Raw genomic sequence first — 26,829 nt, 5'->3', positions numbered from 1 at the left:
GCCGTTCTCTATGTGAACGCAAGATAAGCCCGGCAGTTCAAGCCGATCAATAGAAGGCGCGTTCGGCCTTGAGGGTAACCAGCCCGTCGCATTGAGTGTTGTGCCCGGAATAGGCGGAGCATTCGCTACCGCTGAGGTTGGAGTCGCTATAGATCAGGTTCAGGTCGATCCCCATGAATGCGCGGGACAGTTGCAACGACCAATCGTTGAAATTGCTGACCGAACCACCGTCGACGGAGACCGGTGAGTTGAGCTGGTGGGTGGTGTATTTCAGGCTGATCCCGATCCCGAACGGCTGATTGCCACCCAGGTCGGCAAACACGGTGCTGTTCTGTTTGTCCGGGTCGTCGCTGAAGGCTGCGCCGAAACGGCTGCCCAGGAAGGTCAAGCCACCGAACAGCTCCTGGCTGTCGAGCGTGTCCAGTTTTGGATAGCTGTAATGGATCATGCCGACTTCGTAGCCAAGGGTGTGATCGAAAGGCTGTTTAAAGCCCATATAGGAATCGACTTCAAGGTTGCTGCCCGGGCTCAACCCTGCGCTGGGTGACCATTGGCCGACATAGAAACCGCTGTCATGGCTCAAGTCGAGGCCGCCATGGAATGAGCCGTAACTGGCGGGTTTGACCAGCCCCTGAGCCATGCTGCGGCTGGAAGTGGTGCCGAGTTTGAGGTCGAAGTCGCCCAGTTCGCGCTGGAAGATTTGCGCATTGGCGACCGAGCACGACAGCAGAAGGCTGCAGAGCAATAAACAGGAGGGTTTGAACATGCGTCACTCCATGATCAGCGAGGGAGCAGTCATCAAAGTCTGCTGAAACGCTTAATCTAGACGTGTGCAAGCATACCGGCGAATGCTCGGCATCGAGGGCCGTTCGTCGATATTTTGGAATATTGATGGGTTTTTCGGGGTGTTGCGGGAGGGTTCCAGTCCAAGCGCTTCGAAGCTCAAAGCGCTTATGGACCAGTTAAAGCACCGTGTTACTTTTTGCCGAGCGTGATTTGCTTGGACGGGCCGAATGTCTGGCCGCTGACGCCTTTGGCAATTTGCTGGATTTCACCGCCGGACTTGAGGAACGCAGCAATCTGGTTGTTGATCGATTCGCTGGTTTCAACGGCTGGAGCTGGCTTTGCTTTGCTGTTGGATGCTTTTACACGCATGGCGGCCATTAACCTGTAGAAAATTAACTTGGCCAGACATCGTACAGGAAATACTTGACAATTGCTTGGTAAATATCCCCCTGAAATAACCGGGGCCAGCAATCGATTAGTCACAAGTTATTGTTCGAAATACCCGTCTAAGATGCTGTTTTAAATAAGAAGAGGGCTCGGAAAATAGCGCGTTCGGCTCGACGGATGATGGCCATGGGCGCCAGGTCAGTCTGACGAGCGGCCGCGAGCCTGACGCCAAAACCGAGGAAAATTAAGGCCTTCGGAGGATTTTCTCGCGCCACCGGGCTGGCCGGCGAACGCAGCCCGTAAAACCGGGTAGAATGCCGCCCACGCAATGAGGGTATTGGAAATGGCTTTAGTCGGGCGCTACAACAGTTTGCAAGTGGTTAAACACACTAACTTCGGTTTATATCTGGACGGTGGCGCGGACGGTGAAATCCTTCTGCCTAATCGTTATATCCCCAAAGATATTCCCAGCGAAGATGAAGACTGGCTCAACGTTTTTGTTTATCTGGACAGCGATGACAAACTCATCGCAACTACCGAAACGCCGAAAGTTCAGGTCGGTGAATTCGCCAGTTTGAAAGTCGTTGAAGTCAACAGCATTGGCGTGTTCCTGGATTGGGGTCTGCCGAAGGACCTGTTGCTGCCGTACTCCGAAGAAAAACGCCAGATGACCGCTGGCGAGTATGTGGTGGTACACGTCTACCTCGACAAGCACACCCGCCGCATCACCGCGACCGCGCGTCTGGACCGTTACCTGGACAAGACCCCGGCCAGCTACACCCGGGCCAGGAAGTTGATTTGCTGGTTGCCGAAGCCACGGACATGGGCTTCAAGGCCATCATCAACAACAAGCATTGGGGCCTGATTCACAAGAACGAAATCTTCAAGTTCATGCGCGCCGGCAAAGAAGAGAAGGGCTTTATCAAAGAAGTCCGCAGCGACGGCAAGATCAGCCTGAGCCTGCAACCGGTCGGCGAAGAAGCCGCCACCAGCCTGAACTCGAAGATCCTCGCCAAGCTGCGCGACAACAACGGCACGTTGCCGATCAGCGACAAGAGCGATCCGACCCTGATCAGCAGTATGTTCGGCGTCAGCAAAGGCAACTTCAAGAAGGCTATCGGCGCGTTGTACAAGAACGGCCAGATCGTCATTCATGCGGATCGCATTGAACTAAGCTGACCTCGTATCGGCCTCTTGTAGGAGCTGCCGCAGGCTGCGATCTTTTGATCTTGATCTTATGAAAGTCAAAAGATCGCAGCCTGCGGCAGCTCCTACAGGGCGTTCACCTGAATCAGGTGCTATGAAAAAAGCGTTGTTCGCCTACGCCGCTACCTTGCTGGCGTTTCTTGTGCTCGACGGCCTCTGGCTTGGCGTGTTGATGGCGCCGACCTATCGGGCGCTGCTCGGCCCCCTGATGCTCGACCAACCGCTGCTGGCCCCGGCAGCGGTGTTCTATCTCCTTTATGTCTTCGGTTGTGTGGTGTTCGTGGTCTTGCCGGCGCTGAGCTGGCAGCGGACGGCACGACTGGGCGCGTTGTTGGGGGTGGTGGCTTACGGCACTTATGACCTGAGTAACTGGGCGACGCTCACAGGATGGTCGGCGCAGTTGGTGTTGATGGATATGGCGTGGGGCACTTTTGCGACGTGTGTGGCCTGCTCTGCTGGTTACTTTGCAGCGAACAAGATGGCTGGGACCACGCGATAGTTTTCGCTGGCTGGACGAATGTCATCGCGAGCAAGATCCCACAGTGGATTTGTGTTTGGCCGAAGTACTTTTCATCCCGCACAACTCCCTCTGTGTGAGCGAGCTTGCTCGCGATTGACTGCGCAGCAGTCACCCATGGCAACCGGTAGCGCTGATGACGCAACGGGGAATTTAAAGGTCTCTGGCAGGCGGCATTTTCTGGCCATCTGGTTGATAATCGACAGCATGATTTTTCGCCCCCGACTTGGAGTCGGGGGCTTTGCTTTACTGTCGAGTCACTGCCATGGATTGTGTTGTCGAGGTGTTCCGGTGAGCGCCACCCGGCGTAGCGCCGATAAGTTTGCCCTGCAAGTGATGATCGGGCTGTGCCTGATCTGGGGCGTGCAACAAGTGATGATCAAGTGGGCGGCGCCGGACATCGCGCCGGTCATGCAGGCTGCCGGGCGCTCGGGTATTTCTGCACTGCTCGTAGGACTTCTCATCTGCTGGAAGGGCGGTTGGGATCAGGTTGGCCACACGTGGCGCGGCGGACTCCTGGCCGGCGCGCTGTTTGGCCTGGAGTTCTTCTTCATCTCCGAAGGCCTGCAACTGACCACGGCCGCGCACATGTCGGTGTTTCTCTACACCGCGCCGATCTTCACCGCGTTGGGCGTTCACTGGCTGTTGCCGAGTGAACGTTTAAGGCCGGTGCAATGGTTGGGGATTTTCCTCGCATTCGTCGGGATCGCCATCGCATTTGCCGGCGGTGTGTCCTGGGACAACCTCGACCACCGCATGTTGCTGGGCGATGCCTTGGGCGTGCTGGCCGGTGCCAGTTGGGGCGCAACCACGGTGGTGGTGCGTGCTTCGCGCCTGTCGGAAGCGCCGGTGACCCTGACCCTGTTCTATCAACTGATCGTCGGTTTTGTCGGCCTGTTGCTGATCGCCATCCTTAGCGGCCAGGTGACCCACGTCAGCCTGACCAGCGTGGCGGTGGCCAGTGTGCTGTTCCAGGGCCTGGTGGTGTCGTTCTTCAGTTACCTGACCTGGTTCTGGCTGTTACGCCGTTATCTGGCGGCCAACCTTGCGGTGTTCTCGTTCATGACGCCGCTGTTCGGCGTCACCTTCGGCGTAATGTTGCTGGGTGAAGACCTGAGCCTCAACTTCGTGGCCGGCGCGGTGCTGGTGCTGCTCGGCATCACGTTTGTCAGCGCTGAGCAGTGGGTGCGCCGTCGTTTGCGCAAAGCCCTCGGCCAGCACTGAGCGGGCTCAGCAACAGACCGCCGGCGATCAGCAAACCGCTGCCGGCGATCACCAGTGCGGGCTGCAAACCGCCACTGAAATGGCTGCTCAATGCCGCCAGCAATGGCCCGCTAAGCTGACCCGCGGCGAAGCACGCGGTCAGCCACCCGGCGTTGCGCTGGGTGGCGTGGGGCGCCAGTTCCCGGGAACGTTGCATCACCAGTTGCATGCAGGCCAGGAACGGCGTGCCGCACAGGACCACGCCCAACGCCAGGCCCGGGCCGCTGCCCAGCAAGCAGGCGAAAACCCCGATGGCTTGCAGCCACAACGTCGCCATCAACCAGTGCCGTGTGGCGTTCGGGTTGTGCCTGCGCAAACTCACCAGCAACACCCCGGTCGCCGCCGCGAGGCCGAAGCACGGCCAGAACAGATCGGCCATCCACTGACCGTGGAACTGCGCGCTGGCCATTTGCGAGAGAAACGTGGCCGGGATGATGTAGCCCAAACCGTACAAGGCGTAGATCACCCCTAAACGGCCGATGCCTTGATTGCCCGATGAGGTCGCGGCCGGTGCGGCGGTCACTGTGGCGGCCGGCTGCGGCAGGAACGGCAGAATCACCAACAGCATCACCAGCGCAACGCCGGCATACACCAGCCATAAGGTCGCGGAGGTTTGCCCGAGCAGGTTCGAGCCCAAGGCCAATAACCCCGTCAGAAAAATCCCCAACCCCGGTCCGGCAAACACCAGTGCGCCAAGCCGTGGGCGACCGGCCGCCGCTGCCAGCGGCTGACTCAACGCGGTGATCATCACCAACACCCAGGCGCTGGCGACGCCGGTGCCGAAGCGCAGCAGCAGATGCGACCAGAAGCCGTTGGCCCAGAACGACGCCAGGGTCAGCAGTACGCAGAGCCACAAGCCACCGAGCAGGCGCCGGCGGACTTGCTCGGGGCGGCGCGAGAACATCGCGTCCACCGCCCCGACGAGGTAGCCTAGGTAGTTGGCTGCTGCAATCAGACCGGCGGCGGTCAGGTCGATCTGTCCTTCGCTGAGCAGGTGGGGAAGTTGCGGCGTCAGGGCGAAACGCCCGATGCCCATGGCCATCATCAGGGCGATAAAGCTGGCGAGTAAGCGAATCAGAGGGGACATGGTCTGAATTCCATTCGAGGATCAATGACCGTCAGGCTAGGACTGATTGACTTTCTTTAAAAATGAATAATAGTGAGTAACTTGTTCTGCATTGGAGAAAGTCGTGGAGTTCAGCCAATTGCGGATTTTCCAGGCTGTGGCGCAGGAGGGCTCGATCACCCGCGCCGCTGAACGCCTGCACCGGGTGCCGTCGAACCTGTCGACCCGGCTTAAACAACTGGAAGAGCAACTCGGTGTCGAACTCTTCCTGCGCGAGCGTCAGCGTTTGCAGTTGTCTCCTGCGGGAAAAGTCCTGCTGGATTACACCGCCAAGCTGTTTGCCCTGCACGACGAAGCCAGTGCGGCGGTGCAGGGCGGGCAACCGGCCGGTGACTTTGTGCTCGGCACGATGTACAGCACGGCGGCTATCCACCTTCCCGGCTGTTGGCGCGCTATCACCGCACGTACCCGGCGGTGAACCTGCAAGTGCAGTCCGGCCCTAGCGGTGAATTGCTCGAAGGTTTGCTCACCGGGCGTCTCGATGCAGCGCTGGTGGACGGCCCGCTGGAGCTGTCGGGCCTCGATGGCGTGCCGTTTTGCAACGAACGGCTGGTGTTGATCAGCGAGGCTGATCACCCGCGGATTCACAGTGCGCTGGATGTTGAAGGGCGCTCAGTGTTCACGTTTCGGCAAGGATGTTCCTACCGGATGCGCCTGGAAGCCTGGTTCGCCCATTATCACGCGGCCATGGGGCGGGCGATGGAGATTGAGTCTTATCCGGGAATGCTCGCCTGTGTGATCGCCGGCTCAGGCGTGGCGTTGATGTCGGAGTCGATGCTCGCCAGCCTGCCGGGTCGCGAAAGCGTGGCGGTGCACCCGTTGGCCGAGCCGTTTGCCAGCGCCACCACGTGGCTGATGTGGCGCAAAGGCATGCTCGGGGCGAACTTGAACGCGTGGCTTGAGCAGCAGCAAGCGGTCTATCCGGCGACGCCGGGTCAGGCTCGGGCAACGGCTTGAACTAACGGTCAGCTATTTGGATCAATTCAGTAACAGATCATTGCGATCTTGGGCGAGCATTGCGTAGGACTTCGGACTATTATCAGTGCGAAGTGGCTACAGAATTCCGGCCACTCGGCACTACCCTGAAGGGGGCACCATGAAAGAGAAAATCCAAAACTGGCTGCATGACCTGGGTGTCGCACTCGGTTTGATCGAACCGCCTCTGCAGCCTGTGCCTATTCGCACTGACGACGAACAGCGTCGACGCCAGCAGCGCCGCCGGTAATGGTGTTGTTGTAGCAGCTGCCGAGCACCGCGAGGCTGCGTTCGGCTGCGAAGCAGTCGCAATCCGGCCAACGCGGTGTGTATGAAGAGATGAAGTCGCCAACATCACGACGGCTTCGCCGCCGAACGCAGCCTCGCGGTGCTCGGCAACTGCTACAAGGGCTGCGCTACTTCAATCCCGTCCGATCTTCACTAAAAACCGACTCAAGTCATTTGCCGTCCTGGCGGTCTTGAGCATCTGATCTTCCTCTGCCGTAAATGCTGTCAACCCCAGCTCATCTTCCAGATGGAAGATCAGTTCCTCGATATCTTCTTTATCCAATCCCAGCTGCGCCAGGCTGACGTGGTCGTCGAAGTCATTCCGATCTTCCAGCAGGCGGCTGATAAAACGATGCACGGCAGCACGAACGGCAGCTCTTTTCATGGTCGCTCTTCGAGGGCGTTATTGTTGTTGTCCCTGGGCTGAGTACAGCAGGCTTCAGCCGTGCGAGCGCTGCCACTCGTCAATCATTGCGCGTAGATGCTCCCCGGAAAAACTCCCGAAATGCCCGCCATGCACCGTGCGGATCGGCAACGCATGCAAGCGTTGCAGGCTGCGGGCGTAGTCGTCGAGGTTGGAGTGGTAGGCGTCTTCGATCAGCGGCCCGTCGTAGATGATGTCGCCGCTGAACAGTGTCTCGGTGGCCGCTTCATACAGGCTGATACCGCCCGGCGAATGCCCCGGCGTGTGCAGCACTTGCAGGACGCGATTGCCCAGGTCCAGTACGTCGCCTTCTTCGATCATGCCCGTGGCCGGCGCGGCTTTGACCCGGTACTCGGCGTAGCACAGCGGGCAGTCGGGATGTGCTTCGAACATTTCGTCGCCAACAAACGCTGTGCTTAAGGTGTTTTCACCGTCCGGCGCGGCGAGGATCTGCGCTTCCGCCGGGTGCACCAGCCGTTCAGAAAATTCGTGATGCCCGGCGATATGATCGAAATGGCAATGGCTGGCCACCGCCACCAGCGGCCGCTCGGTAATCCACGGCAGTTGCTCGCGCAGGCTCACCAGCCCCGAGCCGCTGTCCAGCAACAAATCCTTGTCGCGACCCTGAATGTGCCAGAGGTTGCAGCGGTAGAACGGGCGGATGTAAGGCTCGTGAATCAGGCGGATGCCGTCACTGAGCTGTTTGACCTCGAACCACTGATCACGAGAAACAATCTTCATCAAAGGTTTTCTCCAGGCGAAAAAAAACGGGTGTGGCAACCGACGCCACACCCGTCGAAGAAAGCATCAAGTCTTTATAGAAAGCTTAGATCGCGCTTGCCACCACTGCCGGGCGGCGGGACATCAGGCTGACCAGCACAAAGGCCACCAGACCCACACCGAGGCTGTAGTAGATCGGCGTGTTTGCATCGAGACCGTCCTTGAACATGAACACCAGCGCAGTGGCGAAGCCCATGCCCATGCTGGCGATAGCGCCGGCGGTGGTCGCACGTTTCCAGAAAATCGCACCGATCAACGGGATCAGCATGCCGCCCACCAACAGGTTGTAGGCCAGTGTCAGGGCGCTGATCACGTCGTTCACGACCAATGCGATGCCGAGCACCACGAGGCCGGTCAGCAGGGTGAACAGACGGTTCATGCCCAGGCTCGACTGTTTGCCGCCACGCAGTTTCGGCAGCAGGTCTTCGGTCAGGGTGGTGGCAGCGGCGAGCAGGCCGGCGCTGGCGGTGGACATCATCGCGGCCAGTGCAGCCGCGATCACCAAGCCACGGATACCGTCCGGCAGGGACAGCTTGACGATGGCGGCGAAGGCGTTGTTGACGTTGTCCAGGTCCGGAATCAGCACGTGAGCGGCCATGCCGATCAGGGCGCAGGCCAGGCCGTAAAGGATGCAGTAGAAGCCTGCAAATGTACCGGCGACCTGAGCCACTTTGGCGCTCTTGACGGTGAACACCCGTTGCCAGATGTCCTGACCGATCAGGATGCCGAAGAAGTAGATCATGAAGTAGGTGATGATCGTGTCCCAGCCGATGGTGGTGAAGCTGAAGGCGCTCGCCGGCAGTTTCAGCACCAACTGATCCCAACCACCGACGCGGTACAGGCAGATTGGCAACAGGATGAACATCAGGCCCACGGTCTTGATCACGAACTGGACGATGTCGGTCAGGGTCAGGGACCACATGCCGCCGATCGCGGAGTAGATCACCACCACGCCACCGCCGAGCAATACCGACAGCCAGAACGGCAGGCCGAACAGCACTTGCAGCACGGTGCCAATGGCCAGGATCGAGACCACGCCGATCATCAGCGCATACGCCAGCATGATCACCGCGCTCGCCGAGCGGGCCATCGGGTTGTAGCGTTTTTCCAGCACCTGGGTAACGGTGTAGATCTTCAGTTTCAACAGCGGTTTGGCGAGGAACAGGTTCAGCGCGACGATCCCGCAACCCAGTGCGGCGCACAGCCAGAAACCGGAGATGCCATGGACGTAGCCCAGGCGTACGGTGCCGACGGTGGACGCGCCGCCCAGCACGGTAGCGGCCATGGTACCCATGTACAGGCTCGGGCCGAGGTTGCGACCGGCGACCAAAAAGTCTTCATTGGTCTTGGCCTTGCGCATGCCGTAGTAGCCGAGTATCAGCATCGCGGCGGCGTAGATGAGTACGACGAATAAATCCAGTGCCATGGTGGCGTGTCTCCGATTGTCTTTTTTATGGTGAAACAAAGGCGTTTCTATGGGGCTGCTCTCTGTGGGAGCGAACCTGCTCGCGAAAGCGGTCTGCCAGACACATCAATGTTGAATGTGCTGCCGTCTTCGCGAGCAGGCTCGCTCCCACAGGTGGATCGGTGTCAGGCCGGCTGACGGAGTTCAGGCTTTGCTGCGGTGTGGGCGCCTTGGCTACGGATATCTTGTGGGCCAAACACTTCCCGCGATTCCGGGAACAAACTCAACAACGCCAGGTACACCAGCGACGCCAGGCCCAGGGTCACCGGCAGGCTGATGTCGATACCGCCGGCCAGGTTGCCCAGCACGCCAACGAACTGCCCCGGCAGGTTCACAAAGCACAGACCCACCAGTGCACTCGGGATCCAGGCACCCAGGCCACGCCAGTTCCAGCCGTGGGTGAACCAGTAGCGGCCACCTTTCTCGCCGCGGGTGAACACTTGCAGGTCATCCGGGCAGTAGAAGCCGCGGCGCACAACCAGGCCGATGATCATGATCACCATCCATGGCGTGGTGCAGGTGATGATCAGCACGGCAAAGGTCGACACGCTCTGCACCAGGTTCGCCGCGAAGCGGCCGATGAAGATGAAGGCAATCGACATCACGCCGATCAGCAACGTCGCCTTGACCCGCGACAGCAGCCGAGGGAACACGCTGGACATGTCCAGCCCGGTGCCATACAGCGAGGTGGTGCCGGTGGACATGCCGCCGATCACCGCAATCATGCACACCGGCAGGAAGAACCAGTTCGGCGACACCGCCAGCAGACCGCCGACGTAGTTGTTGGCCGCGATGTAGTCCGGTGCCTTGATCGCCACGATGGTCGCGGTGGTCAGGCCGAACAGGAACGGGATGAACGTCGCGATCTGCGAAATCACCACCGCCGCCATGATCCGGCCTTTTGGCGTGTCGCGCGGGATGTAGCGCGACCAGTCACCGAGGAACGCGCCGAAGGAAATCGGGTTGCTCATGGCGACCAAGGCAGCGCCGATGAACGCGGCCCAGAAACCCGGTTGCCCCATGCTCACGGTGCCGGCGAAGTTCACATCGAAAGGCCCGGCGAAAGCAAAGATGCCCAGCAGGAACAGCAGGCTGGCGCTCCACACTGCGATCTTGTTAACCCACAACAGGAAACGGAAGCCGTAGATGCACACCGTCAGCACCAGGATCGCGAACAAACCATAGGCAAGGCCCAGAGTCAGGTCGGTTTCCGGCAGACCGATCAAGCGTTTCGCACCACCAATCAGCGCATCACCCGAACTCCACACCGAGAGCGAGAAGAAGGCGATGGCGGTCAACAGCGACAGGAACGAACCAACGATTCGCCCGTGCACGCCGAAGTGTGCACCGGAAGACACGGCGTTGTTGGTGCCGTTGATCGGGCCGAACAAGCCCATCGGCGCGAGGATTAGCGAACCCAGCAACACGCCCAGCACAATCGCCCAGACGCCCGCCTGGAAGGACAGGCCGAACAGCACCGGGAAACTGCCGAGCACGGCGGTGGCAAAGGTGTTGGAACCGCCGAAGATCATCCGGAACAAGTCCGTCGGGGCTGCGGTACGTTCGCTGTCCGGGATCTGCTCGACCCCGTAGGTTTCAATTTGCGTAAGGCTTTGGTCTTTGTCTTTGTTGTTTTTATTCATGATCAGCTCCGATCATAAAGGCGCGCTCATCGTGTGTGAGCGTCACCTGTTTGGCTAAGGGGGTGGCAGCCCTTCCGGCATTGCGGACAAATGTTCATGGCAGGCCAGCCAATGGCCTTGTTGTTCTTGGCCAGACGCTTGTTTCTTGAAAACAATCGTCTCGCGCTCCTGGCTGAAGTGTTGCTCCCCTTGCATGCGCAGCTCGGTGGCCACGTCATGGATGAAAATCGCCACGTCACCCTGCAGGCTGACGAAGGCGTTGCTCGAGGTACACGAGAGCACCTCGAAGCCATCCTCGGCGCGCCAGGTGTCCCACAACGCCTGATAGGCATCGCGCGACAGCAGGGGCTGTTCGAGGGTGTAGAACACGAAGCTCGCGTCGGTGCTGAACGCACCGAAGTAGGCTTCGCGATCGTTACGGGCAAAGGCTGTCACCAGGTCGGCGGCAGCGTTCAAAACCTGATCGCGTTCGTTCATGACCAACCCTCAGCGGTGGGCCACGCCAGGCAGTACGCAGAGCATTTCGTAGAGCAGGTTGGCGGCCAGCAGCGAGGTGTTGCCGGTGGTGTCGTAAGCGGGCGAGACTTCTACCAGATCGCAGCCGACCAGGTCGAGGCCTTGGCAGCCACGGACGATTTCAATCGCCTGAATGGTCGTCAGGCCGCCGATTTCCGGGGTGCCGGTGCCTGGTGCCCAGGCCGGATCGATGCCGTCGATGTCGAAACTCAGGTACACCGGACCGTCGCCGACTTTCTCGCGAACTTCGGCCATCAGTGGCGCCAGGGATTTGTGCCAGCACTCTTCGGCTTGAACCACGCGGAAGCCTTGTTTACGACTCCAGTTGAAATCTTCGGAGGTGTAGCCCTGGGCCCGCAGACCAATTTGCACGACGCGGTCCGGGTCCAGCAGGCCTTCTTCGACAGCGCGACGGAAGGTGGTGCCGTGGGCGATTTTCTCGCCGAACATGTGATCGTTCACATCGGCGTGGGCGTCGATGTGCACCAGACCGACCTTGCCGTGCTTTTTATGGATCGCACGCAGGATTGGCAGGGTGATGGTGTGGTCGCCGCCCAGGGTCAGCGGGATCACATCGTGTTCGAGGATGCTGTGATAGGACTCTTCGATGATTCGAACGGCGTCCAGCAGGTTGAACGTGTTGATCGCCACGTCACCGATGTCGGCGACCGACAGGGAATCGAATGGTGCAGCGCCGGTGGCCATGTTGTACGGGCGGATCATCACCGACTCCGCGCGGATTTCGCGGGGGCCGAAACGGGTGCCAGGGCGCAGCGAGGTGCCGATGTCCAGCGGCACGCCAATGAAGGCAGCGTCCAGGCCGGCAGCGGTAGGCAAATGGGGGAGTCGCATCATGGTGGCGATGCCGCCGAAGCGCGGCATTTCATTGCCGCCCAGTGGTTGGTGAAGAATCTTGTCCACGGGTAAGGCCTCATCGTCGTTGTTTTATTTATGTCGGTTGCACCGGTCGGGGAGATACGGGCGAACCTTGTGACGCCGATTCTGCGAAATGCAGTGGCGGGGAAGAATCGCTACGGGCAAATACTTAGTTCAGATTTTTCTAAACTAATGGTGATGACGGCGATAGACTTCAGCGCATGACCCCGTCGCTACCAGGACGACCCGTGAACCCTGTAGGAGCTGCCGAAGGCTGCGATCTTTTGATCTTGATTTTTTTCGGCCATGAAACCGGCAAAGATCAAAAGATCGCAGCCTTCGGCAGCTCCTACAGGGCAGCCCACGATTCAGCTGAAACCCGACCGGTGATTGGAGTGCCTCCATGGCCAACGCTTTACCCGACCTGAAACTGTTGCGCATCTTCGTCAGCGTGGTCCGCCATCAGGGGTTCGCCAACGCCCAGCAAGAGCTCAACCTCTCGACTTCGGCGATCAGCACTTACATGAGCCAGCTCGAAGCGGCGCTCGGCCTGGTGCTGTGCCATCGTGGCCGTGGCGGGTTCAGCCTGACCAGCAAGGGCGAGTTGTTCCACCAGGAAACCCTGCGCCTGTTGGGCGAACTCGAAGGCTTCGAACAATACGCGGCAGCGCTAAAGGGCGAACTGCGCGGCACCCTGAATCTCGGCGTCATCGACTCCACCGTCAGCGACAAGGCCTTACCCTTCGCCGAAGCCATCGGCGCCTATAGTCAGGAACACCCGGCCGTGCATTTGCACCTGTCGGTCATGAGCCCTTACGAACTGCAACTCGGGGTGCAGGACAACCGCCTCGACCTGGCCATCGGCGCGTTCTCCACGCGCATGAGCGGTCTGGTCTACATGCCGCTGTACCGCGAACAGCACTGGCTGTACTGCAGCAGCCGCCATCCGCTGTTCACCGAACGGCGGATTCCCGAACAAGTCATCACCCAGCAGCGCATGGTCGGTCGCGGTTACTGGAGCCAGGCGGAACTGGCGCGCCACGGTTTCAAACACAGCGCCGCCACCGTGGAAAGTATGGAGGCCCAGCTGATTCTGGTGTTGTCCGGCGCCTACATCGGCTACCTGCCGGAGCACTACGCCCAGGCTTGGGCCGACAAGGGTGATCTGCGGGTGTTGCTGCCGGCGACGTTCGGTTATCAGGCGCCGTTCTCGATGATCGTGCGCCGTGGCCGCAGTCGTGAACCGTTGATCCAGACCTTCCGCGATTTGCTTAAAGCACAGCTCAACCAGGCTGCTTGAAGGAAAAGAAGCATGTCCAGAATCCAATGCCCGCGCTGCCTGCGCCCACAAACCCATTGCCTGTGTCCGCTGATCCCGAGCCTCGACAGCCGTACCCGAGTGCTGCTGTTGCAGCATCCCAGCGAAGTGAACCATGCGCTGAACACCGCGCGTTTGGCGGCGTTGGGGCTGAAGAACTCCGAGTTGATCGTGGGCGAAGTATTCGAGGATTTACCGGCGTTGCTGAATCAGCCGGGGTATCAGGCGCGGTTGTTGTTTCCTGGCGAAGAGGCGCAGCTGTTGCAGGGTTATGCCGAAAATGATCAGCCGCTGTTGTTGGTTGTGCCGGACGGCACCTGGCGCAAGGCGCGCAAGATGCTGCACCTCAACCCGCTGTTGGCAGCGTTGCCGAGAGTGACTTTGGTGGATGGCGGCGTGTCGCGGTATCGGTTGCGCAAAGCACCGGGGCCGGGGGCGTTGTCGACGGTGGAGGCGATTGTGCAGGCGTTACAGACGCTGGAAGCGCCGACGAAGTTCGAGGCGTTGTTGAAGCCGTTTGAGGCGTTGATCGAAGGGCAGATTGCGGCGATGGGGGAGGAGACGTACCAAAAGAATCATGGCGGTTAAAAGCGAAAAGATCGCAGCCTTCGGCAGCTCCTACACCGATCTCGGTAGGAGCTGCCGAAGGCTGCGATCTTTGATCTTATCTCTCGCGCATCGCCTCGGTCCGCGCCTTCAGCACCGGTTTAAGCAGGTAATCCAGCACGCTTTTCTCCCCGGTAATAATGTCCACCGTCGCCACCATCCCCGGAATGATCGGCAACGGTTTGACGTCCCCGCCCAAGTGGTTCTTATCGGTCCTGACCTGAATCAGGTAGAAGCTGTTGCCCTTGTCATCAGTGATGGTGTCTGCCCCGATCAGCTCCAGCTTGGCGCTCAGCCCGCCATAAATTGTGTAGTCACAGGCACTGAACTTGACCATGGCTTTCTGGCCCGGGTGCAGGAACGCCACGTCCTGCGGCCGAACCTTGGCTTCGATCAGCAGGTTGTCTTCCAACGGCACGATTTCCACCATGTCGCTGCCCGGCTGAACCACGCCACCGATGGTGTTGACTTTCAATTGCTTGATCACCACACGGTAATCCGCGACAGGCGAGGGGAATCCTGCAGCGCCGCACCACCTACACCTATGACCCTAAAGGCAACAGCAACCAGGGGGCGCTGACCTTCAGTGGGGGCACCCACCATGGGACCTTTAACACCGTCGACAACACCATCAGCATTGCCACCAACAACAGCGGCACCCTGGTAGTGAACCTCGACGCCGGCGAGTACACCTACACCTCGCAAAAAACCACGGCGGTGGTGCTTACCGAAAACATCGGTTTCACCGTCAGCGACAACGATGGCGACCTGGCGAGCTCGACCCTGACGGTCAAAGTCATCCCCAACGCACCACCGGTGGCGGTCGATGACCACATCATCACCAACGTCCTGTCGGGCACCATCGCGGTCCCGGGCGAACTGCTGCTGGCCAACGACACCGATGCCAATGGCGATCCACTGACGGCGACACCGACCACGTTCAACACCGGTTGGGCAGCCAAGGGCGCGGATTTCATCGGCACCGGCGCAGTCAGTTTCGCCGGCAACGGTAACACCGCTGCCAACCAGAGCCTGGCAGACGTGCGCGCGTCCTTCGCGGCCAACACCGCAGCGATGACGGCGATGCTGGTGATCAGCGGCTACCTGGGCGCCGTCACCATGGCCAACGCCAACGATGAAGACCTCATCATCGTGAAACTGAAACAAGGCGAGACCTTCAACCTGGACCACAACCTGGCGGCCGGTCACATCACCACAGAGTACTCGCTCAATGGCGGTGCGTTCGTGACCATCGCCGACGGCGGGACCATCACAGCGACGGCCGATGGCACCTACCAGACCCACCTCACCTACATCACCAATACCGGTGGCAGCAACACTACGGCGGCGGAAAACTATCAACTGACCATGACCGTCAACTACGCCGGGGCCCACGATGTCACCCAGGACTTCCATGGCACCTACACCGCCAACGACAACCACGGCGGCAGCGACGTGGCGAACGTGAGCATCAGCTACCAGGACGGCCACACCCTCACCGGCACTTCAGGCGATGACGTACTGGTGACCGGCCCCGGCAACAACACCCTCACCGGCGGCCCCGGCGCCGATACCTTCCAGTGGCTGGCCGGCAACAGCGGCCGCGACGTGGCCACGGACTTCACGCCGGGTACCGACAAACTCGACCTGTCCCAACTACTGCAAGGCGAAAACGGCACCGCAGCCTCGCTGGATGACTACCTGCATTCACCGTCACCGGCAGCGGCGCCAGCCTGGTCACCAGCATCAACGTCAGCGCCCAGACCATCGACCTGGCCGGCGTCAACCTGGCCAGCCAATACGGCGTGACGCCGGGGGCGGGCGGGGTGATTGCCGGGGGGCATGACACGGCGACCATCATCAACGGGATGCTCAATGATCATTCGTTGAAGGTGGATACGGTTTGCTGCAGCAGGGCTGAAATGACAACACCCGCCGTCCTCGGTGAAAGAGGATGGCGGGTTTTTTGTGGCCTGGTGTTTAGTCATGCGATGGCTGTTGGAGTGCTTTCGCGAGCGGGCTCGCTCCCACAGGGGATCTGGGTCGTTCACAAATGTTGTGTACAACATCATTCCTTGGCGGAGCGAGCCCGCTCGCGATGAACGATAACGCGGTGCAACTGACGATACTCACATCGGCTCCGGCGGCCCAATCAACCGCCCCATCACGCCAAACAACCCAAGCTCCCTGATTGCCTCCAGCTCCCCTTGCGTCTCGACCATTTCCGCAATCAACGGCAAATCAATGCTGTTAGTCGCCCTGAAAATCGCCTCGATGAACAGCCGTTTATCACTCAGGTCGTCAATCTCTCGAATGTAACTCCCGTCAATCTTCAAGTACGCCAACCCCAGCTGCGTCAGGTTGCCGATCTGGCTGAAGCTGCCCCCAAAATGCTGCAACCCGATGCGGTAACCGGTGCTGAGCAAACTGTGGCTCAGGCGCTGCAATTCGTCCGGGGGCGGCAGCTGGCGTTCGTCGATTTCCAGGGTCAGCAGCGGAGCGAGTTCTGGCAGTGAATCGAGCATGTCGAGGATCAGTCGCAGCTGCGGTTGTTCGCGCAGCGTGCTGCCAGACAGGCTCAGCGCCAAGGGCCAGCGGTTGACGGCGAGGTAGTCGAGGGTGGCCTCGAGCATGGCCAGGTCGAAGCGTGCCGACCAGCCGAGGCGTTCGATCCACGGCAGGAAGTGCCCGGCGGCAATCGCATTGCCTTGCGGGTCGAGCAGGCGGGCGAGGACTTTGTGGTGCAGCACCTGGCTGGTGTCGGCGCATTGCACCACGGGTTGAAAATACAGCTGCAACTTGCCGTGGGTCAGCGCGTCGTCGATCCAGGTGCGCCAATCGTGCTGGGGCTGGTTCGGCGCGGTGTTGGAGTGATCCAGGTGAACCCACGGCCGCTCGGGGTGTTGCTGAGCCTGGGTCAAGGCGTGATCGAGGCGCAGCAGTATATCGCCGGGCGGCTCGCCCGGTTGGTAGGCGACGATGCCCAGGTGTGCCACCGGCATGCTGTCGCTGGCACCGGTCAGGCGCAGATTTTCCAGGGTGGCGCTGATTTCCGTCGCCAGGCGGATAGCGTCCTGACTGTCCAGGCCCGGCGTCAACAGACTGAACTCGCCACCGCGATTACGCGCTGCCAGCCAGGTACGCCGCTCGGGACGTTGCGTCAGGCGTTTGAGCAACTCGCCGACGGTGCTGATCAAGGCATCGGTGCGTTGACCGCCCAGGCGCTGATTGAGGCCCGCCAGGTCGTTGATCCGCAGCATCAGCAAGTGGCCGTCACTGCTCTGTTCGCTGACCAGCAGTTGGTCGGCCAGTTGTTCATCCAGCAAGCGCCGGTTCCCCAGGCCCGTGAGGCTGTCCTGATAGGACTCGGCGCGCAGCTTTTCACTGCGCGCCGCCTCTTCGGCGAACAGCGCCTTGAGCTTTTCGACCATCTGGTTCATCGCCAGCACCACCCGTTTCAATTCAGGTGTACGCGGCAGTTTCGACTGACTGTGGAACTCCCGTTTACTGATCGCTTCGGCCTGTTTGACCATCTTGTCCAGCGGGCGCAATTGCCGGCGCAGCAACCAGCTGCCGAACATCGCGCTGAGCATCCCGCACAGCAGCAACCAGACCAGACTGCCGAGGGTGCTGTCCCAGAGCTTGGCGAGGGCGAATTGTGGATTGCTCAACACTTCGACCCGCGCCACTTGCTCCCAGCCACGCATGATCAGCGCATCGCCACCTTGCGGATGCAGGTTGACCAGGTTGACGAACCAGCCGGGCACGCCATCAATGTGTGCCGGTGCGTCGCGTTCGACCAGAACCTGTTCATCAACGATGTTGACCACCCGGATGCTGCTGAAATAGCCGCTGTCGAAAATCGAGCTGACCATCAACTCGATCATTGCCGGGTCGTCGACTTGCTCGGTCAGGGACAGTCCCAGCGCGGTGGCGGCGTCCTGGGCGTGGGAGCGCAACTGGCCGAGCATCTGCTCGCGGGAGCTTTCAAGGCTGACAAAAAAACTGCCGCTGAACGCCACTAGCAGAAACAGGCAAATGGCGAGAAACAGTTGTTTGCGCAGTGACATAAAAACGCTCCTTGCTGAGGCGGCCAGCTGTCGCCCACGGCGAATCGCCGTCGAAGCGCTGGCCATCCTGGACGATGCCAACTGCAAGACATGTCTGGCTGCTCGGGTGCAGATAACTGGAGTTTAGGTGGTGTTTTTATTGGGGGAGGGCAGGTCGTCGGCCTGCAAGACAAAGATCGCAGCCTCCGGCAGCTCCTGCACCGACCGGGTACACCCACAGGTAGGGGTATGCTCAATCCTGTAGGAGCTGCCGAAGGCTGCGATCTTTACCGCAGACACTTGTATATCAAGCCTTGCGCAGCGTCTTCTGTCGAAGGATGTAGACGGTGACCAACACCGCACTGGTCAACATAAATCCCCGCGCCCACGGCAGCGGCACCAGATAGCAGGAGAACAGAATGCTCGCCCACATCAAGCCAATGGCGTAGACCTTGCCCTTGAGCGGGATGCCGTTGCCGTCCAGGTAGTCGCGAATCCACGGCCCAAGCCGCGGGTGCTCGACCAGCCAGTGATAGAAACGCGGTGAACTGCGGGCGAAACAGGCGGCCGCCAGCAGCAGGAACGGTGTGGTGGGCAATACCGGCAGGAAAATCCCGATCACCCCCAAGGCTACGCTCAGCCAACCGATGGCCAGCAGCACGTAGCGCAACATCAGGGAGCGGTTGCCTATGGGGTGGTCCATAGGCAAAACCTTAGTGGTGACGTGGCTTGAGGATCGCCGGTTTTTCGTCTGGCGCGTTGCACAGCAGGTACAAGGCGGTCAGGGCTTCCGGGATCTGTACGATCATGTCGTCCATCAGGTTGGCGTCGGCGGCGATGTCCGAGAACTCAGGTTGTTCGTCGAACAGACCCGAGCCGACCATGATCGGCAGCAGCATTTCGCTGACTTCGTCTTCGGCGGTTTCGAACCAGGCCGCTTCGCGCAGGAACACGCCTTCCATGAAACCGATGCACCAGCCGCGCAGGTCGGAATCATCCGGTTCTTCGCCCAGGTCCAGGTCACACGGCAATTCGAACTCTTCGTCGGACGCCAGTTGGCGAGCGATGTGAGCCTTGAGGGCCAGCAGCGTGGATTCGATTGCTTCACGCTCGGTGTCGTCGGCGTAGTGCGGCTCTTCAGCGAAGAGGGCGTCGATCCATTCACGGTCGGGAACGCTCTCGGAACAGATCGACAGCGCGGTGAGGTAGCCGTGGGCGGCCACGTAGTCCAGCGCCTCGTCATGCAGCTCGTCGGCGTCGAGGAAAACTTGCAGGCGGGTTAGTTGCTCAGCGAAGGACATTAAAAGCTACCTTGGGAATTAAACAGATGCGCGAATTCTAGGCCTTCTTGAGCACTCAGGCCAGCCGCGCGGCATATTTGCCCCTCATGCACACCACCTCTCCCCGTAGGGGCTGCCGAAGGCTGCGATCTTTTGATTTTGCTTTTTAAAGACAAGATCAAAAGATCGCAGCCTTCGGCAGCTCCTACAGGGGGATCAGTGTTTGTCCTGATGTGTCTTATCAGCGGCACCCTTTGCCGGGGAGGGCTCGGGTATACTCCCGCGTTTTGTGATGCCCTGCTGGCGTTGCGGCTGAGATGTGAAGCGTCATGCAACGCGCACTTACGATTTGTCAGTGCAGCGTGCGTGTTTCTGAACCAGCCTTGCAGGGATGTTTCGGTAGATTTTTGGAGTTTTTATGCTCGAACAGGCTCAACGCGTCCTCAAGGACATCTTCGGCTACGACAGTTTCCGTGGCCGCCAGGGTGCAATCATTGAGCGCGTGGCCAATGGCGGCGACGCCCTGGTGCTGATGCCTACCGGTGGTGGCAAGTCCCTGTGCTTCCAGGTTCCGGCGCTGCTGCGCGAAGGCCTGGCGGTGGTGGTGTCGCCGCTGATTGCCTTGATGGACGACCAGGTCGCGACCCTCGAAGAGCTGGGCGTCGCTGCTGCTGCGTTGAACTCGACCCTGAGCGCCGAGCAACAGCGCGATCTGGCCGCCCGGATCAAACGCGGCGAAGTGAAAATGTTGTATCTCGCGCCCGAGCGTCTGGTGCAGCCGCGCATGCTGGCCTTCCTGCAAAGCCTTGAAATTGCCCTGTTCGCCATCGACGAAGCGCACTGCGTGTCCCAATGGGGCCACGACTTCCGTCGCGAATACCTGCAACTGGGCCAGTTGGCCGAGCTGTTCCCCAACGTCCCGCGTATTGCCCTGACCGCTACCGCCGACAAGCGCACCCGGAAGAAATCGTCGATCGCCTGCATTTGCAGGATGCCGAGCGCTTCCTGTCGAGTTTCGACCGTCCGAACATTTTTTATCGCATCGTCCCCAAGGAACAGCCGCGCAAGCAGTTGCTGGCGTTCCTCGCCGAGCGGCGCAGCGATGCCGGCATCGTTTATTGCCTGTCGCGCAAGAAAGTCGACGAAGTGGCGGTGTTCCTCAGCGAACAAGGCTTCCCGGCGCTGCCGTACCACGCCGGCCTGCCCAACGAGACGCGGTCCCATCACCAGAAGCGCTTCCTCAACGAGGAAGGCTTGATCATGGTCGCCACCGTGGCATTCGGCATGGGCATCGACAAACCCAATGTGCGCTTTGTCGCTCACCTCGATTTGCCGAAATCCCTTGAAGCGTATTACCAGGAAACCGGTCGCGGCGGCCGTGATGGCCTGCCGGCGGACGCCTGGATGGCCTACGGCCTGCAAGACGTGGTGATGCTCAAGCAGATGCTGCAAAACTCCGAAGGCGACGAGCGCCACAAGCGTCTGGAGCAGCACAAACTCGACGCCATGCTCTCGCTGTGCGAAGAAACCCGCTGCCGTCGCCAGACGCTGCTGGCCTACTTCGACGAAGACATGCCCGAGCCTTGCGGCCATTGCGACAATTGCGTCGATGGGGTGCAGACCTGGGACGCCACCGAACCGGCCCGTCAGGCGCTCTCGGCGATCTTCCGCACCGGCCAGCGCTACGGCGTCGGGCATCTGGTGGACGTGCTGCTGGGCAAGGACAACGAAAAAGTCCGCAGCTTCGGCCATCAGCATTTGTCGGTGTATGGCGTCGGCAAGGCGTTGGGGAGAGTGAGTGGCGCTCCCTGTTCCGACAACTGGTTGCCCGTGGTCTGGCGGACATCGACCTTGAAGGCTACGGCGGCCTGCGCCTGAGCGATACGTGCCGGCCGCTGCTCAAGGGGGAAGTGACCCTGGAACTGCGCCGTGACCTCAAGCCGCAAACCACGGCCAAAAGCAGCAAGAGCCAGGCGAGCCAACTGGTCCGTGGCGAGGAACGCGAACAGTGGGAAGCGCTGCGTGCCCTGCGCCGCAAGCTCGCCGAAGAACACGGCGTGCCGCCTTATGTCATTTTCCCCGACTCGACCTTGCTGGAAATGCTCCGCAGCCAGCCGACCTCGCTGGCGGAAATGGCCACGGTCAGCGGCGTCGGCGCACGCAAGCTCGAGCGTTATGGCGAGGCCTTCCTCGAAGTGCTTGGCGGCCAGGTCGAGGCGCCGAAAGTGGTGGCCGACGTGCGCCACGAGCTGATCACCCTGGCCCGGGCCGGCATGACGCCGCTGCAGATCGCCGGTCAACTGCAATGCTCGGAAAAGAACGTGTACACCATGCTCGCCGAGGCGATCGGCAAGCAGCAATTGTCGTTGGAACAGGCGCTGGACCTGCCCGAAGAGCTGATGGGCGAAATCCAGGACGCGTTCCTCGACGGAGAAGGCGAGTTGCCACCAGTGGCGGAGATCGCTGCGTTGTTTGCCGGTCGGGTGCCGGAAGGGGTTTTGTACTGCGTACGGGCTGCGTTGCAATCTGAATTCGAGATTTAACTGACCGAACTCATGGATGTAACGATTCAGTACCGAGCAAGCCTTGCCTATAGCGAAAGGTCATGCTTAGCTGACTAATAATTAGTTTTTCTCTATTTCAGTCTAATCATGAGTTTTTTATGCCGTTAACCGATCAACACCGCTTTGGCATGCAACTGGCCCAGATGTCCCGCGGCTGGCGTGCCGAACTGGACCGCCGTCTGGCTGGGCTGGGTTTGTCTCAGGCGCGCTGGCTGGTGCTGTTGCACCTGGCCCGCTTCGAAGACGCACCGACCCAGCGCGAACTGGCACAAAGCGTCGGCGTTGAAGGGCCGACCCTGGCCCGACTGCTCGATAGCCTTGAATCCCAGGGTTTGGTGCAGCGCCAATCGGTGCTGGAAGACCGCCGGGCAAAAAAAATCGTCCTGTGTGCTCCGGCCCGGCCGTTGATCGAACAAATTGAAACCATTGCCACGCAACTGCGCCACGAGCTGTTCGAAGGTGTTGATGAAGCGGATTTGAAGGTTTGCATGCGGGTTCACGGCCACATCCTGGCCAACCTCGAAAAGTCTTGAGGCAAAACCTTACGCCGTGTTTTTGAGATACCCCGTTGGGCAGACTATAAAGAACTACTAGGCAATATCGTGTTCGTACCGGATGTGCGAACACATACAGGTTGGTTCTGCTTAATCTAAGGGATGCTCATGTTCGAGAGTTGGCACATGGTTTTGCGGTATTGCACTCGGCTGCTACTGGTCGGCGGTGCGGTCACCTACTCGGCATTGGCTCCGGCTCTGGGGTTGGGTGATATCACCCTGCATTCGGCGTTGAACCAGCCGTTCAGCGCCGATATTGCGCTGGTGGATGCCGGCGGTCTGACGGAGGGCGATCTGTCGGTCAGCCTGGCGACGGCTGACGAGTTCAGCCGTGCCGGCGTCGAGCGGGTATTCTTCCTCAATAATCTGAAATTCGCACCGATCCTGCGGGGCAACCGCACGTTGATCCGGGTGACCTCCAGCAAACCGGTCAATGAACCCTTTCTGAATTTTGTGGTGCAGCTTAATCAGCCCAACGGGCGCTTGCTGCGCGAGTACACCGTACTGATCGATCCGCCGGGCTCACCGGGGATTGTGCCGGCGACCGACGAGCCCACGATCACGGCCCCGGCATCCGGGTTCCCTACCGTCGAACCGAGCACTGCGCCATCAGTAGCCTCCCAAGGCAAACGTCCGGCCACGGTGCCTGCGTCAGCCCCGAGTGTTGATCAACCTGCCACTGCGCCGGTGAACGACGAGGTTGCCGAACAACTGGCCGCCAGCGTGCTGCAAAACCAGCAGTTGCAAAAAACCCTCGATGAGTTGAATGCCGGGCTCAAGACCCGGGACGAGCAAATCGCCGACGGGAAAAAACAGATCAGCGACTTGCAGACCCGATTGTCCGAGATTTCACCGACGCCTGCCGCTGCGCCGGTTGCCGTGGCTGCGCCGCCCGTTGTGGTTGAAGAACCTGAGACGAGCCATTGGCTCCTGATTGCCGGGTTACTGGCGTTGGTGCTGCTTGTAATACTGGGGTTGTTTGTTCGTCGTCAGCGCCAGCAAGCATTGATCGAGCCGTTGGCGGTGACGTCGTCACGTGAAGACCCTGTGCTCGATCAAGAGGCTCTGTCACAACCTGTCCGTGTTACGCCGCCCGTCACTCTCCGCGAAGAAGCACCCGCCGGCGATGTGCTGGAAGGCGTCGGTATTTACCTGGCTTACGGTCGGTTTTCCGAAGCTGCCGGCCTGCTGCGAGAGGCGTTGGCCAAAGAGCCCCAGCGCACCGAGCTGGGGTTGCAACTGCTGGAGGTGCTGGGCAAGCAGGGCGATACAGCGGCGTATGACGCACAGGATCGCAGCCTGCGAGAATCCGGGTTTGACCCGCAGCAGTTGGCGGATATACGCGCTAGCTATCCGAAACTGGCGACTGTCGCGCCGGTCGCGGCCATTGCGCCGGTCGCGGCCATTGCGCCGGTCGCCGCCACGGTGATCCCCGAAACGCCAACCGGCGATGAGTTCCAGTTGAATCTGGACGACCTGTCGATGGATTCCAGCTGGGATCTGGTCAGTCCTTTCGAAGACTCGCCATCGTCGGCGGCTAAACCGTCGAGTCAGCCTCCAGTGTCGGATGAGCCTGCATTCACTTCAAATTTGCACGTGATGCCCCATGTCTTCGAAATGCCCGACGAGCCTGCACTGGGCGAGCCTGAATCCGAACAGGAATGGGACGCCGAAACCGCTTCCGAATCGCTGGATGACGACTTTCTCGACGCGTTCAACGAGCCTGGCCAGTCGCTGGAGCTTGAACCACTGGCGCATCCTTTGGCGGACAACGCCGGAAAACTTGAACAAGCCCAGACCTGCATCGATGATGGCGATCTGGACAGCGCCATCGAGTTGCTCAATCAGTTGCTCAAGGACGGCGACGAGCCACTCAAACAGACGGCCCGCAGTTTGTTGGCTGGTATCCGGTAGGAGCAAGGCTTGCCCGCGATGAACGATATGCGGTTTTCCTGATGCACCGCAGTGACTGCATCGCGAGCAAGCTCGGCTCCTACAGGATCAATTGGGTCAGAACGTCTGCCCCAGGTTCAAATACACCGCCTGCTCATCCGCGTCGTTGAAGCCATAGCTGAAGTTCAGCGGCCCCAGCGGTGTGTCGAAACCAATGAACACGCTGGCGGCGTTGATGTAGCCACTGTCGAACTCATTGTCGTTGTTCCACGCCCGGCCACGCTCCAGCGAGCCTCCGATATACAGCGGGAAATCCAGTGGCAGGTAGGAACGCGGCGTCAGGCGCCGGAAGTAAACCCCGCGCATCAGGCTGATGTTCTGCCCGGAAACCGCATCCTCGCGAAAGCCCGACAACTGCCGCGCACCGCCCAGCAGGAAGCTCGAAGTGACCACGTTGGCATTGTCCAGGGTGCGCCCATAGCGCCCACCGAGAATGAATGTGTCCGGGCCGCTGCTCATGGCCTTGTCCAGTTTGAATTCCCATTGCCGATAACGCTTGTCCGAGCCCAGCCCCGGTTCGAACTGGCGGAATGTCAGGCCAATGTCTTTGCCTTCATGGGGGAAGTACACGTTGTCGAAGGAATCGAACGAGTATTTGAGCTGATAGAACCCCTCGTTAAAGCTTTCACTCGGCAGGTTCTGATCGCCAATGCGCACGTCAGCCTTGCCCCAGGCCTCGCCGACGCCGAAACGGATTTCGCCGCTGTTGCCAATCTGTCGACCGACATTGAGGCCAAAACCATAGCGTTCGACGCGGTACTGGGCTATCGGGTCGTTGTCCAGGATTGACTCGACGTTCTGCGCTTCAAACGCAGCGTAGGGCGCGATGAAGTAGCGTGAACCGACGTCCAGCGGTTGATAGAACTCGCTGTAGAGTTCCTGTTTATCGCCGATCTGTGCCGGGTCAGCCACTCGGCGCCGAGGCGGTTGATGCCGTTGACCCGGTAACTGGCGCCGAGGTTGAAAGCGCTGTCGCCGCGCATGTCGTCCGACAGGTTCAAACCGACCCGCAGGTAATCGGTGCCGCTGCGTTTGCCTCGGGCGGTGATCACCAGCGTGTGGTTCTGGCCCTTGTGCACCACGCGGTATTGCACCTGTTCGAAGTAATCGAGGCCGTACAGGGTGCCCATGTCGGTTTGCAGGCGGCCGATGTCCAGCGGTTCGCCGACGTTTTGCCGGATGTAGTAGCGAATCACGTCGTCGCCGACTTTTGAGTCGTTTTCCACTTTGATCGCGGTAATGATTGGCGTGCGCTGGCTCGGTGTGCGGGCGGCGGTCAGATCGGCGTCCAGCGGTTGCACCGGTTTGAGCCGTGCCAGGCGCGCTTCGAGGATCTTGGTCGCGCGGTAACCGGCGTCGATCATTTCCTGGGCACGGCCGAAGTCGGTCACGCCGAAACTCGCCAGCGATGGCTGGATCAACACGTCGTCCTTGTGCAGGGCGGCGAGTTGTTCTTCGGAGTTGCGCCGGGTCATCAGGGTGATGGACTGGTTCAGTACATCGACCACAGTGGTCAATTGTTTGCGGTTACGCAGCGGGGTGCCGATGTCGACCACGATCGCGATGTCGACGCCCATCTCCCGCGCGACGTCGAGCGGGATGTTATCGGTCATGCCGCCGTCCACCAGCAACCGTCCGTCCAGTTCGACCGGCGCGAACACCGCCGGGATCGACATGCTGGCACGAATAACCTGGGGCAAGTGGCCTTTGCGGAACACCACTTTTTCGCCGCTGGCGATGTCCGTTGCCACGGCCCGAAACGGAATCGGCAGCTTGTCGAAATCACGTGTGTCACTGGCGTGGGCCAGCAGGCTTTCCAGCAGCAGCGCCAGGTTCTGGCCCTGAATCACCCCCAGCGGCAGGCCGAGGCTGCCGTCGTCGCGAAAGCTCAGTTTCTGTTTGACCAGGAAGTCGCGGTCATCCTGCTTGCGCCGGAATGGCACGTCTTCGCGCGGAGGGGCGTCGGACAGGGCTTGTTGCCAGTCAATGTTCAGGGCGAGCTTTTCCAACTCATCGATTTTGTAACCCGAGGCATATAGCCCGCCAACCACCGCGCCCATGCTGGTGCCGGCAATCGCATCGATCTTGATGCCTTGTTCTTCAAGCGCCTTGAGCACACCGATGTGCGCCAGGCCACGGGCAGCACCGCCAGACAGCACCAGGCCGATTTTCGGTCGGGGAGCATCGGCGGCCTGGGCAATCAAAGGGAAGAGGCAAAGCAGTAGGCAACACAGTAAACGGCGCATCGTGGAT

Annotated in this window: 19 protein-coding genes and 6 pseudogenes; 11 read left to right on the top strand and 14 right to left on the bottom strand. The window is 60.2% G+C overall.

Annotated elements, in window-relative coordinates; genetic code table 11:
- Nucleotides 1-46: 46 nt before the first annotated feature.
- Complete coding sequence (locus JFV26_RS20865) at nt 47-766, bottom strand: TorF family putative porin (RefSeq protein WP_201195131.1); 720 nt, start codon at nt 764-766, stop codon at nt 47-49.
- Nucleotides 767-975: 209 nt separating this feature from the next.
- Nucleotides 976-1,164 (bottom strand): hypothetical protein, encoded by a 189-nt coding sequence (locus JFV26_RS20860; RefSeq protein ID WP_017337097.1) that lies wholly within the window; start codon nt 1,162-1,164, stop codon nt 976-978.
- 352 nt (nt 1,165-1,516) lie between these two features.
- Between JFV26_RS20860 and JFV26_RS20855 the strand changes: the two are divergent.
- From JFV26_RS20855 to JFV26_RS20845, 3 genes and pseudogenes are all read left to right on the top strand, one after another.
- Nucleotides 1,517-2,352: pseudogene (locus JFV26_RS20855) on the top strand (CvfB family protein).
- A gap of 121 nt (nt 2,353-2,473) precedes the next feature.
- Nucleotides 2,474-2,878 carry a DUF2177 family protein gene (locus tag JFV26_RS20850; RefSeq protein WP_201195130.1) on the top strand — a complete coding sequence of 135 codons (405 nt, stop codon included), beginning with the start codon at nt 2,474-2,476 and terminating at the stop codon, nt 2,876-2,878.
- Nucleotides 2,879-3,187: 309 nt separating this feature from the next.
- The gene (locus JFV26_RS20845) at nt 3,188-4,120 is read left to right on the top strand and encodes an EamA family transporter (RefSeq protein ID WP_201195129.1); all 933 of its coding nucleotides are present in this window, start codon (nt 3,188-3,190) and stop codon (nt 4,118-4,120) included.
- Here JFV26_RS20845 and JFV26_RS20840 read toward each other — a convergent pair.
- Nucleotides 4,065-5,246, bottom strand: a complete 1,182-nt coding sequence (locus JFV26_RS20840) for an MFS transporter (RefSeq protein ID WP_201195128.1) — start codon at nt 5,244-5,246, stop codon at nt 4,065-4,067. The two genes, JFV26_RS20845 and JFV26_RS20840, sit on opposite strands and share 56 nt — an antisense overlap.
- 103 nt (nt 5,247-5,349) lie before the next feature.
- On the opposite strand from JFV26_RS20840, the pseudogene ptrR reads away from it, so the two are divergent.
- Together ptrR and JFV26_RS34260 are read left to right on the top strand one after the other, a co-directional pair.
- Nucleotides 5,350-6,242: pseudogene (ptrR, locus tag JFV26_RS20835) on the top strand (putrescine utilization regulator PtrR).
- 139 nt (nt 6,243-6,381) lie between these two features.
- On the top strand, nt 6,382-6,510 hold the full coding sequence (locus JFV26_RS34260; protein ID WP_007914492.1) for a PA1414 family protein: 129 nt from the start codon (nt 6,382-6,384) through the stop codon (nt 6,508-6,510).
- A gap of 171 nt (nt 6,511-6,681) precedes the next feature.
- Here JFV26_RS34260 and JFV26_RS20830 read toward each other — a convergent pair whose 3' ends face one another.
- From JFV26_RS20830 to speB, 6 genes are all read right to left on the bottom strand, one after another.
- Nucleotides 6,682-6,933 (bottom strand): acyl carrier protein, encoded by a 252-nt coding sequence (locus tag JFV26_RS20830; protein WP_201195127.1) that lies wholly within the window; start codon nt 6,931-6,933, stop codon nt 6,682-6,684.
- Nucleotides 6,934-6,987: 54 nt separating this feature from the next.
- On the bottom strand, nt 6,988-7,713 hold the full coding sequence (locus JFV26_RS20825; protein ID WP_201195126.1) for an MBL fold metallo-hydrolase: 726 nt from the start codon (nt 7,711-7,713) through the stop codon (nt 6,988-6,990).
- Nucleotides 7,714-7,798: 85 nt separating this feature from the next.
- The gene (locus JFV26_RS20820; RefSeq protein ID WP_201195125.1) at nt 7,799-9,178 is read right to left on the bottom strand and encodes a sodium:solute symporter; all 1,380 of its coding nucleotides are present in this window, start codon (nt 9,176-9,178) and stop codon (nt 7,799-7,801) included.
- Nucleotides 9,179-9,342: 164 nt separating this feature from the next.
- Nucleotides 9,343-10,860 (bottom strand): purine-cytosine permease family protein, encoded by a 1,518-nt coding sequence (locus JFV26_RS20815; protein ID WP_201195123.1) that lies wholly within the window; start codon nt 10,858-10,860, stop codon nt 9,343-9,345.
- A gap of 54 nt (nt 10,861-10,914) precedes the next feature.
- Nucleotides 10,915-11,337, bottom strand: a complete 423-nt coding sequence (locus JFV26_RS20810) for a YybH family protein (RefSeq protein WP_201195121.1) — start codon at nt 11,335-11,337, stop codon at nt 10,915-10,917.
- A 9-nt stretch (nt 11,338-11,346) separates the two neighbouring features.
- Nucleotides 11,347-12,297 (bottom strand): agmatinase, encoded by a 951-nt coding sequence (gene speB, locus JFV26_RS20805; RefSeq protein ID WP_201195120.1) that lies wholly within the window; start codon nt 12,295-12,297, stop codon nt 11,347-11,349.
- 358 nt (nt 12,298-12,655) lie between these two features.
- Here speB and JFV26_RS20800 point away from each other — a divergent pair, with 358 nt between their 5' ends.
- Nucleotides 12,656-13,552 (top strand): LysR family transcriptional regulator, encoded by an 897-nt coding sequence (locus tag JFV26_RS20800; protein ID WP_008153227.1) that lies wholly within the window; start codon nt 12,656-12,658, stop codon nt 13,550-13,552.
- A 12-nt stretch (nt 13,553-13,564) separates the two neighbouring features.
- Nucleotides 13,565-14,158, top strand: a complete 594-nt coding sequence (locus JFV26_RS20795) for a tRNA-uridine aminocarboxypropyltransferase (protein ID WP_201195118.1) — start codon at nt 13,565-13,567, stop codon at nt 14,156-14,158.
- A 76-nt stretch (nt 14,159-14,234) separates the two neighbouring features.
- On the opposite strand, the pseudogene JFV26_RS20790 reads toward JFV26_RS20795, so the two are convergent.
- Nucleotides 14,235-14,687: pseudogene (locus JFV26_RS20790) on the bottom strand (HlyD family efflux transporter periplasmic adaptor subunit); the annotation flags it as partial.
- A 20-nt stretch (nt 14,688-14,707) separates the two neighbouring features.
- On the opposite strand from JFV26_RS20790, the pseudogene JFV26_RS20785 reads away from it, so the two are divergent.
- Nucleotides 14,708-16,080, top strand: a pseudogene (locus JFV26_RS20785) (type I secretion C-terminal target domain-containing protein); the annotation flags it as partial.
- A gap of 225 nt (nt 16,081-16,305) precedes the next feature.
- Here the strand turns inward: JFV26_RS20785 and lapD are convergent.
- The 3 genes from lapD to JFV26_RS20770 form a co-directional block, all read right to left on the bottom strand.
- Nucleotides 16,306-18,246: a cyclic di-GMP receptor LapD gene (lapD, locus tag JFV26_RS20780; RefSeq protein WP_201195117.1), complete on the bottom strand. Its 1,941-nt coding sequence runs from the start codon at nt 18,244-18,246 to the stop codon at nt 16,306-16,308.
- A gap of 286 nt (nt 18,247-18,532) precedes the next feature.
- Nucleotides 18,533-18,928, bottom strand: coding sequence for a YbaN family protein (locus tag JFV26_RS20775; RefSeq protein WP_201195116.1), 396 nt, complete (start codon nt 18,926-18,928; stop codon nt 18,533-18,535).
- Nucleotides 18,929-18,938: 10 nt separating this feature from the next.
- Entirely contained in the window at nt 18,939-19,526 is a 588-nt protein-coding gene (locus JFV26_RS20770) for a UPF0149 family protein (protein WP_201195115.1), read from the bottom strand.
- 397 nt (nt 19,527-19,923) lie between these two features.
- On the opposite strand from JFV26_RS20770, the pseudogene recQ reads away from it, so the two are divergent.
- The 3 genes and pseudogenes from recQ to JFV26_RS20755 all read left to right on the top strand — a co-directional run bounded on the left by recQ (nt 19,924) and on the right by JFV26_RS20755 (nt 24,537).
- Nucleotides 19,924-22,048, top strand: a pseudogene (recQ, locus tag JFV26_RS20765) (DNA helicase RecQ).
- Nucleotides 22,049-22,167: 119 nt separating this feature from the next.
- A complete protein-coding gene (locus JFV26_RS20760) occupies nt 22,168-22,602 on the top strand; it encodes a MarR family transcriptional regulator (protein ID WP_201195114.1) in 435 nt (144 codons plus the stop codon).
- 129 nt (nt 22,603-22,731) lie between these two features.
- Nucleotides 22,732-24,537: a FimV/HubP family polar landmark protein gene (locus JFV26_RS20755; RefSeq protein ID WP_201195113.1), complete on the top strand. Its 1,806-nt coding sequence runs from the start codon at nt 22,732-22,734 to the stop codon at nt 24,535-24,537.
- Nucleotides 24,538-24,633: 96 nt separating this feature from the next.
- Here JFV26_RS20755 and JFV26_RS20750 read toward each other — a convergent pair.
- Nucleotides 24,634-26,822 (bottom strand): annotated as a pseudogene (locus JFV26_RS20750) (patatin-like phospholipase family protein).
- Between the last annotated feature and the right edge of the window lie 7 nt (nt 26,823-26,829).

Source organism: Pseudomonas sp. TH31, assembly GCF_016650815.1.
Classification (GTDB): Bacteria; Pseudomonadota; Gammaproteobacteria; order Pseudomonadales; family Pseudomonadaceae; genus Aquipseudomonas.
The sequence above is the reverse complement of the archived record's forward strand: the minus strand, read 5'-3'. Positions and strand labels throughout refer to the sequence as shown.

Bases quoted from the DNA above. Each gene is read 5' to 3' on its own strand.
- JFV26_RS20865 (WP_201195131.1), bottom strand. From the start codon at position 766: ATGTTCAAACCCTCCTGTTTATTGCTCTGCAGCCTTCTGCTGTCGTGC.
- JFV26_RS20860 (WP_017337097.1), bottom strand. From the start codon at position 1,164: ATGGCCGCCATGCGTGTAAAAGCATCCAACAGCAAAGCAAAGCCAGCT.
- JFV26_RS20850 (WP_201195130.1), top strand. From the start codon at position 2,474: ATGAAAAAAGCGTTGTTCGCCTACGCCGCTACCTTGCTGGCGTTTCTT.
- JFV26_RS20840 (WP_201195128.1), bottom strand. From the start codon at position 5,246: ATGTCCCCTCTGATTCGCTTACTCGCCAGCTTTATCGCCCTGATGATG.
- JFV26_RS34260 (WP_007914492.1), top strand. From the start codon at position 6,382: ATGAAAGAGAAAATCCAAAACTGGCTGCATGACCTGGGTGTCGCACTC.
- JFV26_RS20830 (WP_201195127.1), bottom strand. From the start codon at position 6,933: ATGAAAAGAGCTGCCGTTCGTGCTGCCGTGCATCGTTTTATCAGCCGC.
- JFV26_RS20825 (WP_201195126.1), bottom strand. From the start codon at position 7,713: ATGAAGATTGTTTCTCGTGATCAGTGGTTCGAGGTCAAACAGCTCAGT.
- JFV26_RS20820 (WP_201195125.1), bottom strand. From the start codon at position 9,178: ATGGCACTGGATTTATTCGTCGTACTCATCTACGCCGCCGCGATGCTG.
- JFV26_RS20815 (WP_201195123.1), bottom strand. From the start codon at position 10,860: ATGAATAAAAACAACAAAGACAAAGACCAAAGCCTTACGCAAATTGAA.
- JFV26_RS20810 (WP_201195121.1), bottom strand. From the start codon at position 11,337: ATGAACGAACGCGATCAGGTTTTGAACGCTGCCGCCGACCTGGTGACA.
- JFV26_RS20800 (WP_008153227.1), top strand. From the start codon at position 12,656: ATGGCCAACGCTTTACCCGACCTGAAACTGTTGCGCATCTTCGTCAGC.
- JFV26_RS20795 (WP_201195118.1), top strand. From the start codon at position 13,565: ATGTCCAGAATCCAATGCCCGCGCTGCCTGCGCCCACAAACCCATTGC.
- lapD (WP_201195117.1), bottom strand. From the start codon at position 18,246: ATGTCACTGCGCAAACAACTGTTTCTCGCCATTTGCCTGTTTCTGCTA.
- JFV26_RS20775 (WP_201195116.1), bottom strand. From the start codon at position 18,928: ATGGACCACCCCATAGGCAACCGCTCCCTGATGTTGCGCTACGTGCTG.
- JFV26_RS20770 (WP_201195115.1), bottom strand. From the start codon at position 19,526: ATGTCCTTCGCTGAGCAACTAACCCGCCTGCAAGTTTTCCTCGACGCC.
- JFV26_RS20760 (WP_201195114.1), top strand. From the start codon at position 22,168: ATGCCGTTAACCGATCAACACCGCTTTGGCATGCAACTGGCCCAGATG.
- JFV26_RS20755 (WP_201195113.1), top strand. From the start codon at position 22,732: ATGTTCGAGAGTTGGCACATGGTTTTGCGGTATTGCACTCGGCTGCTA.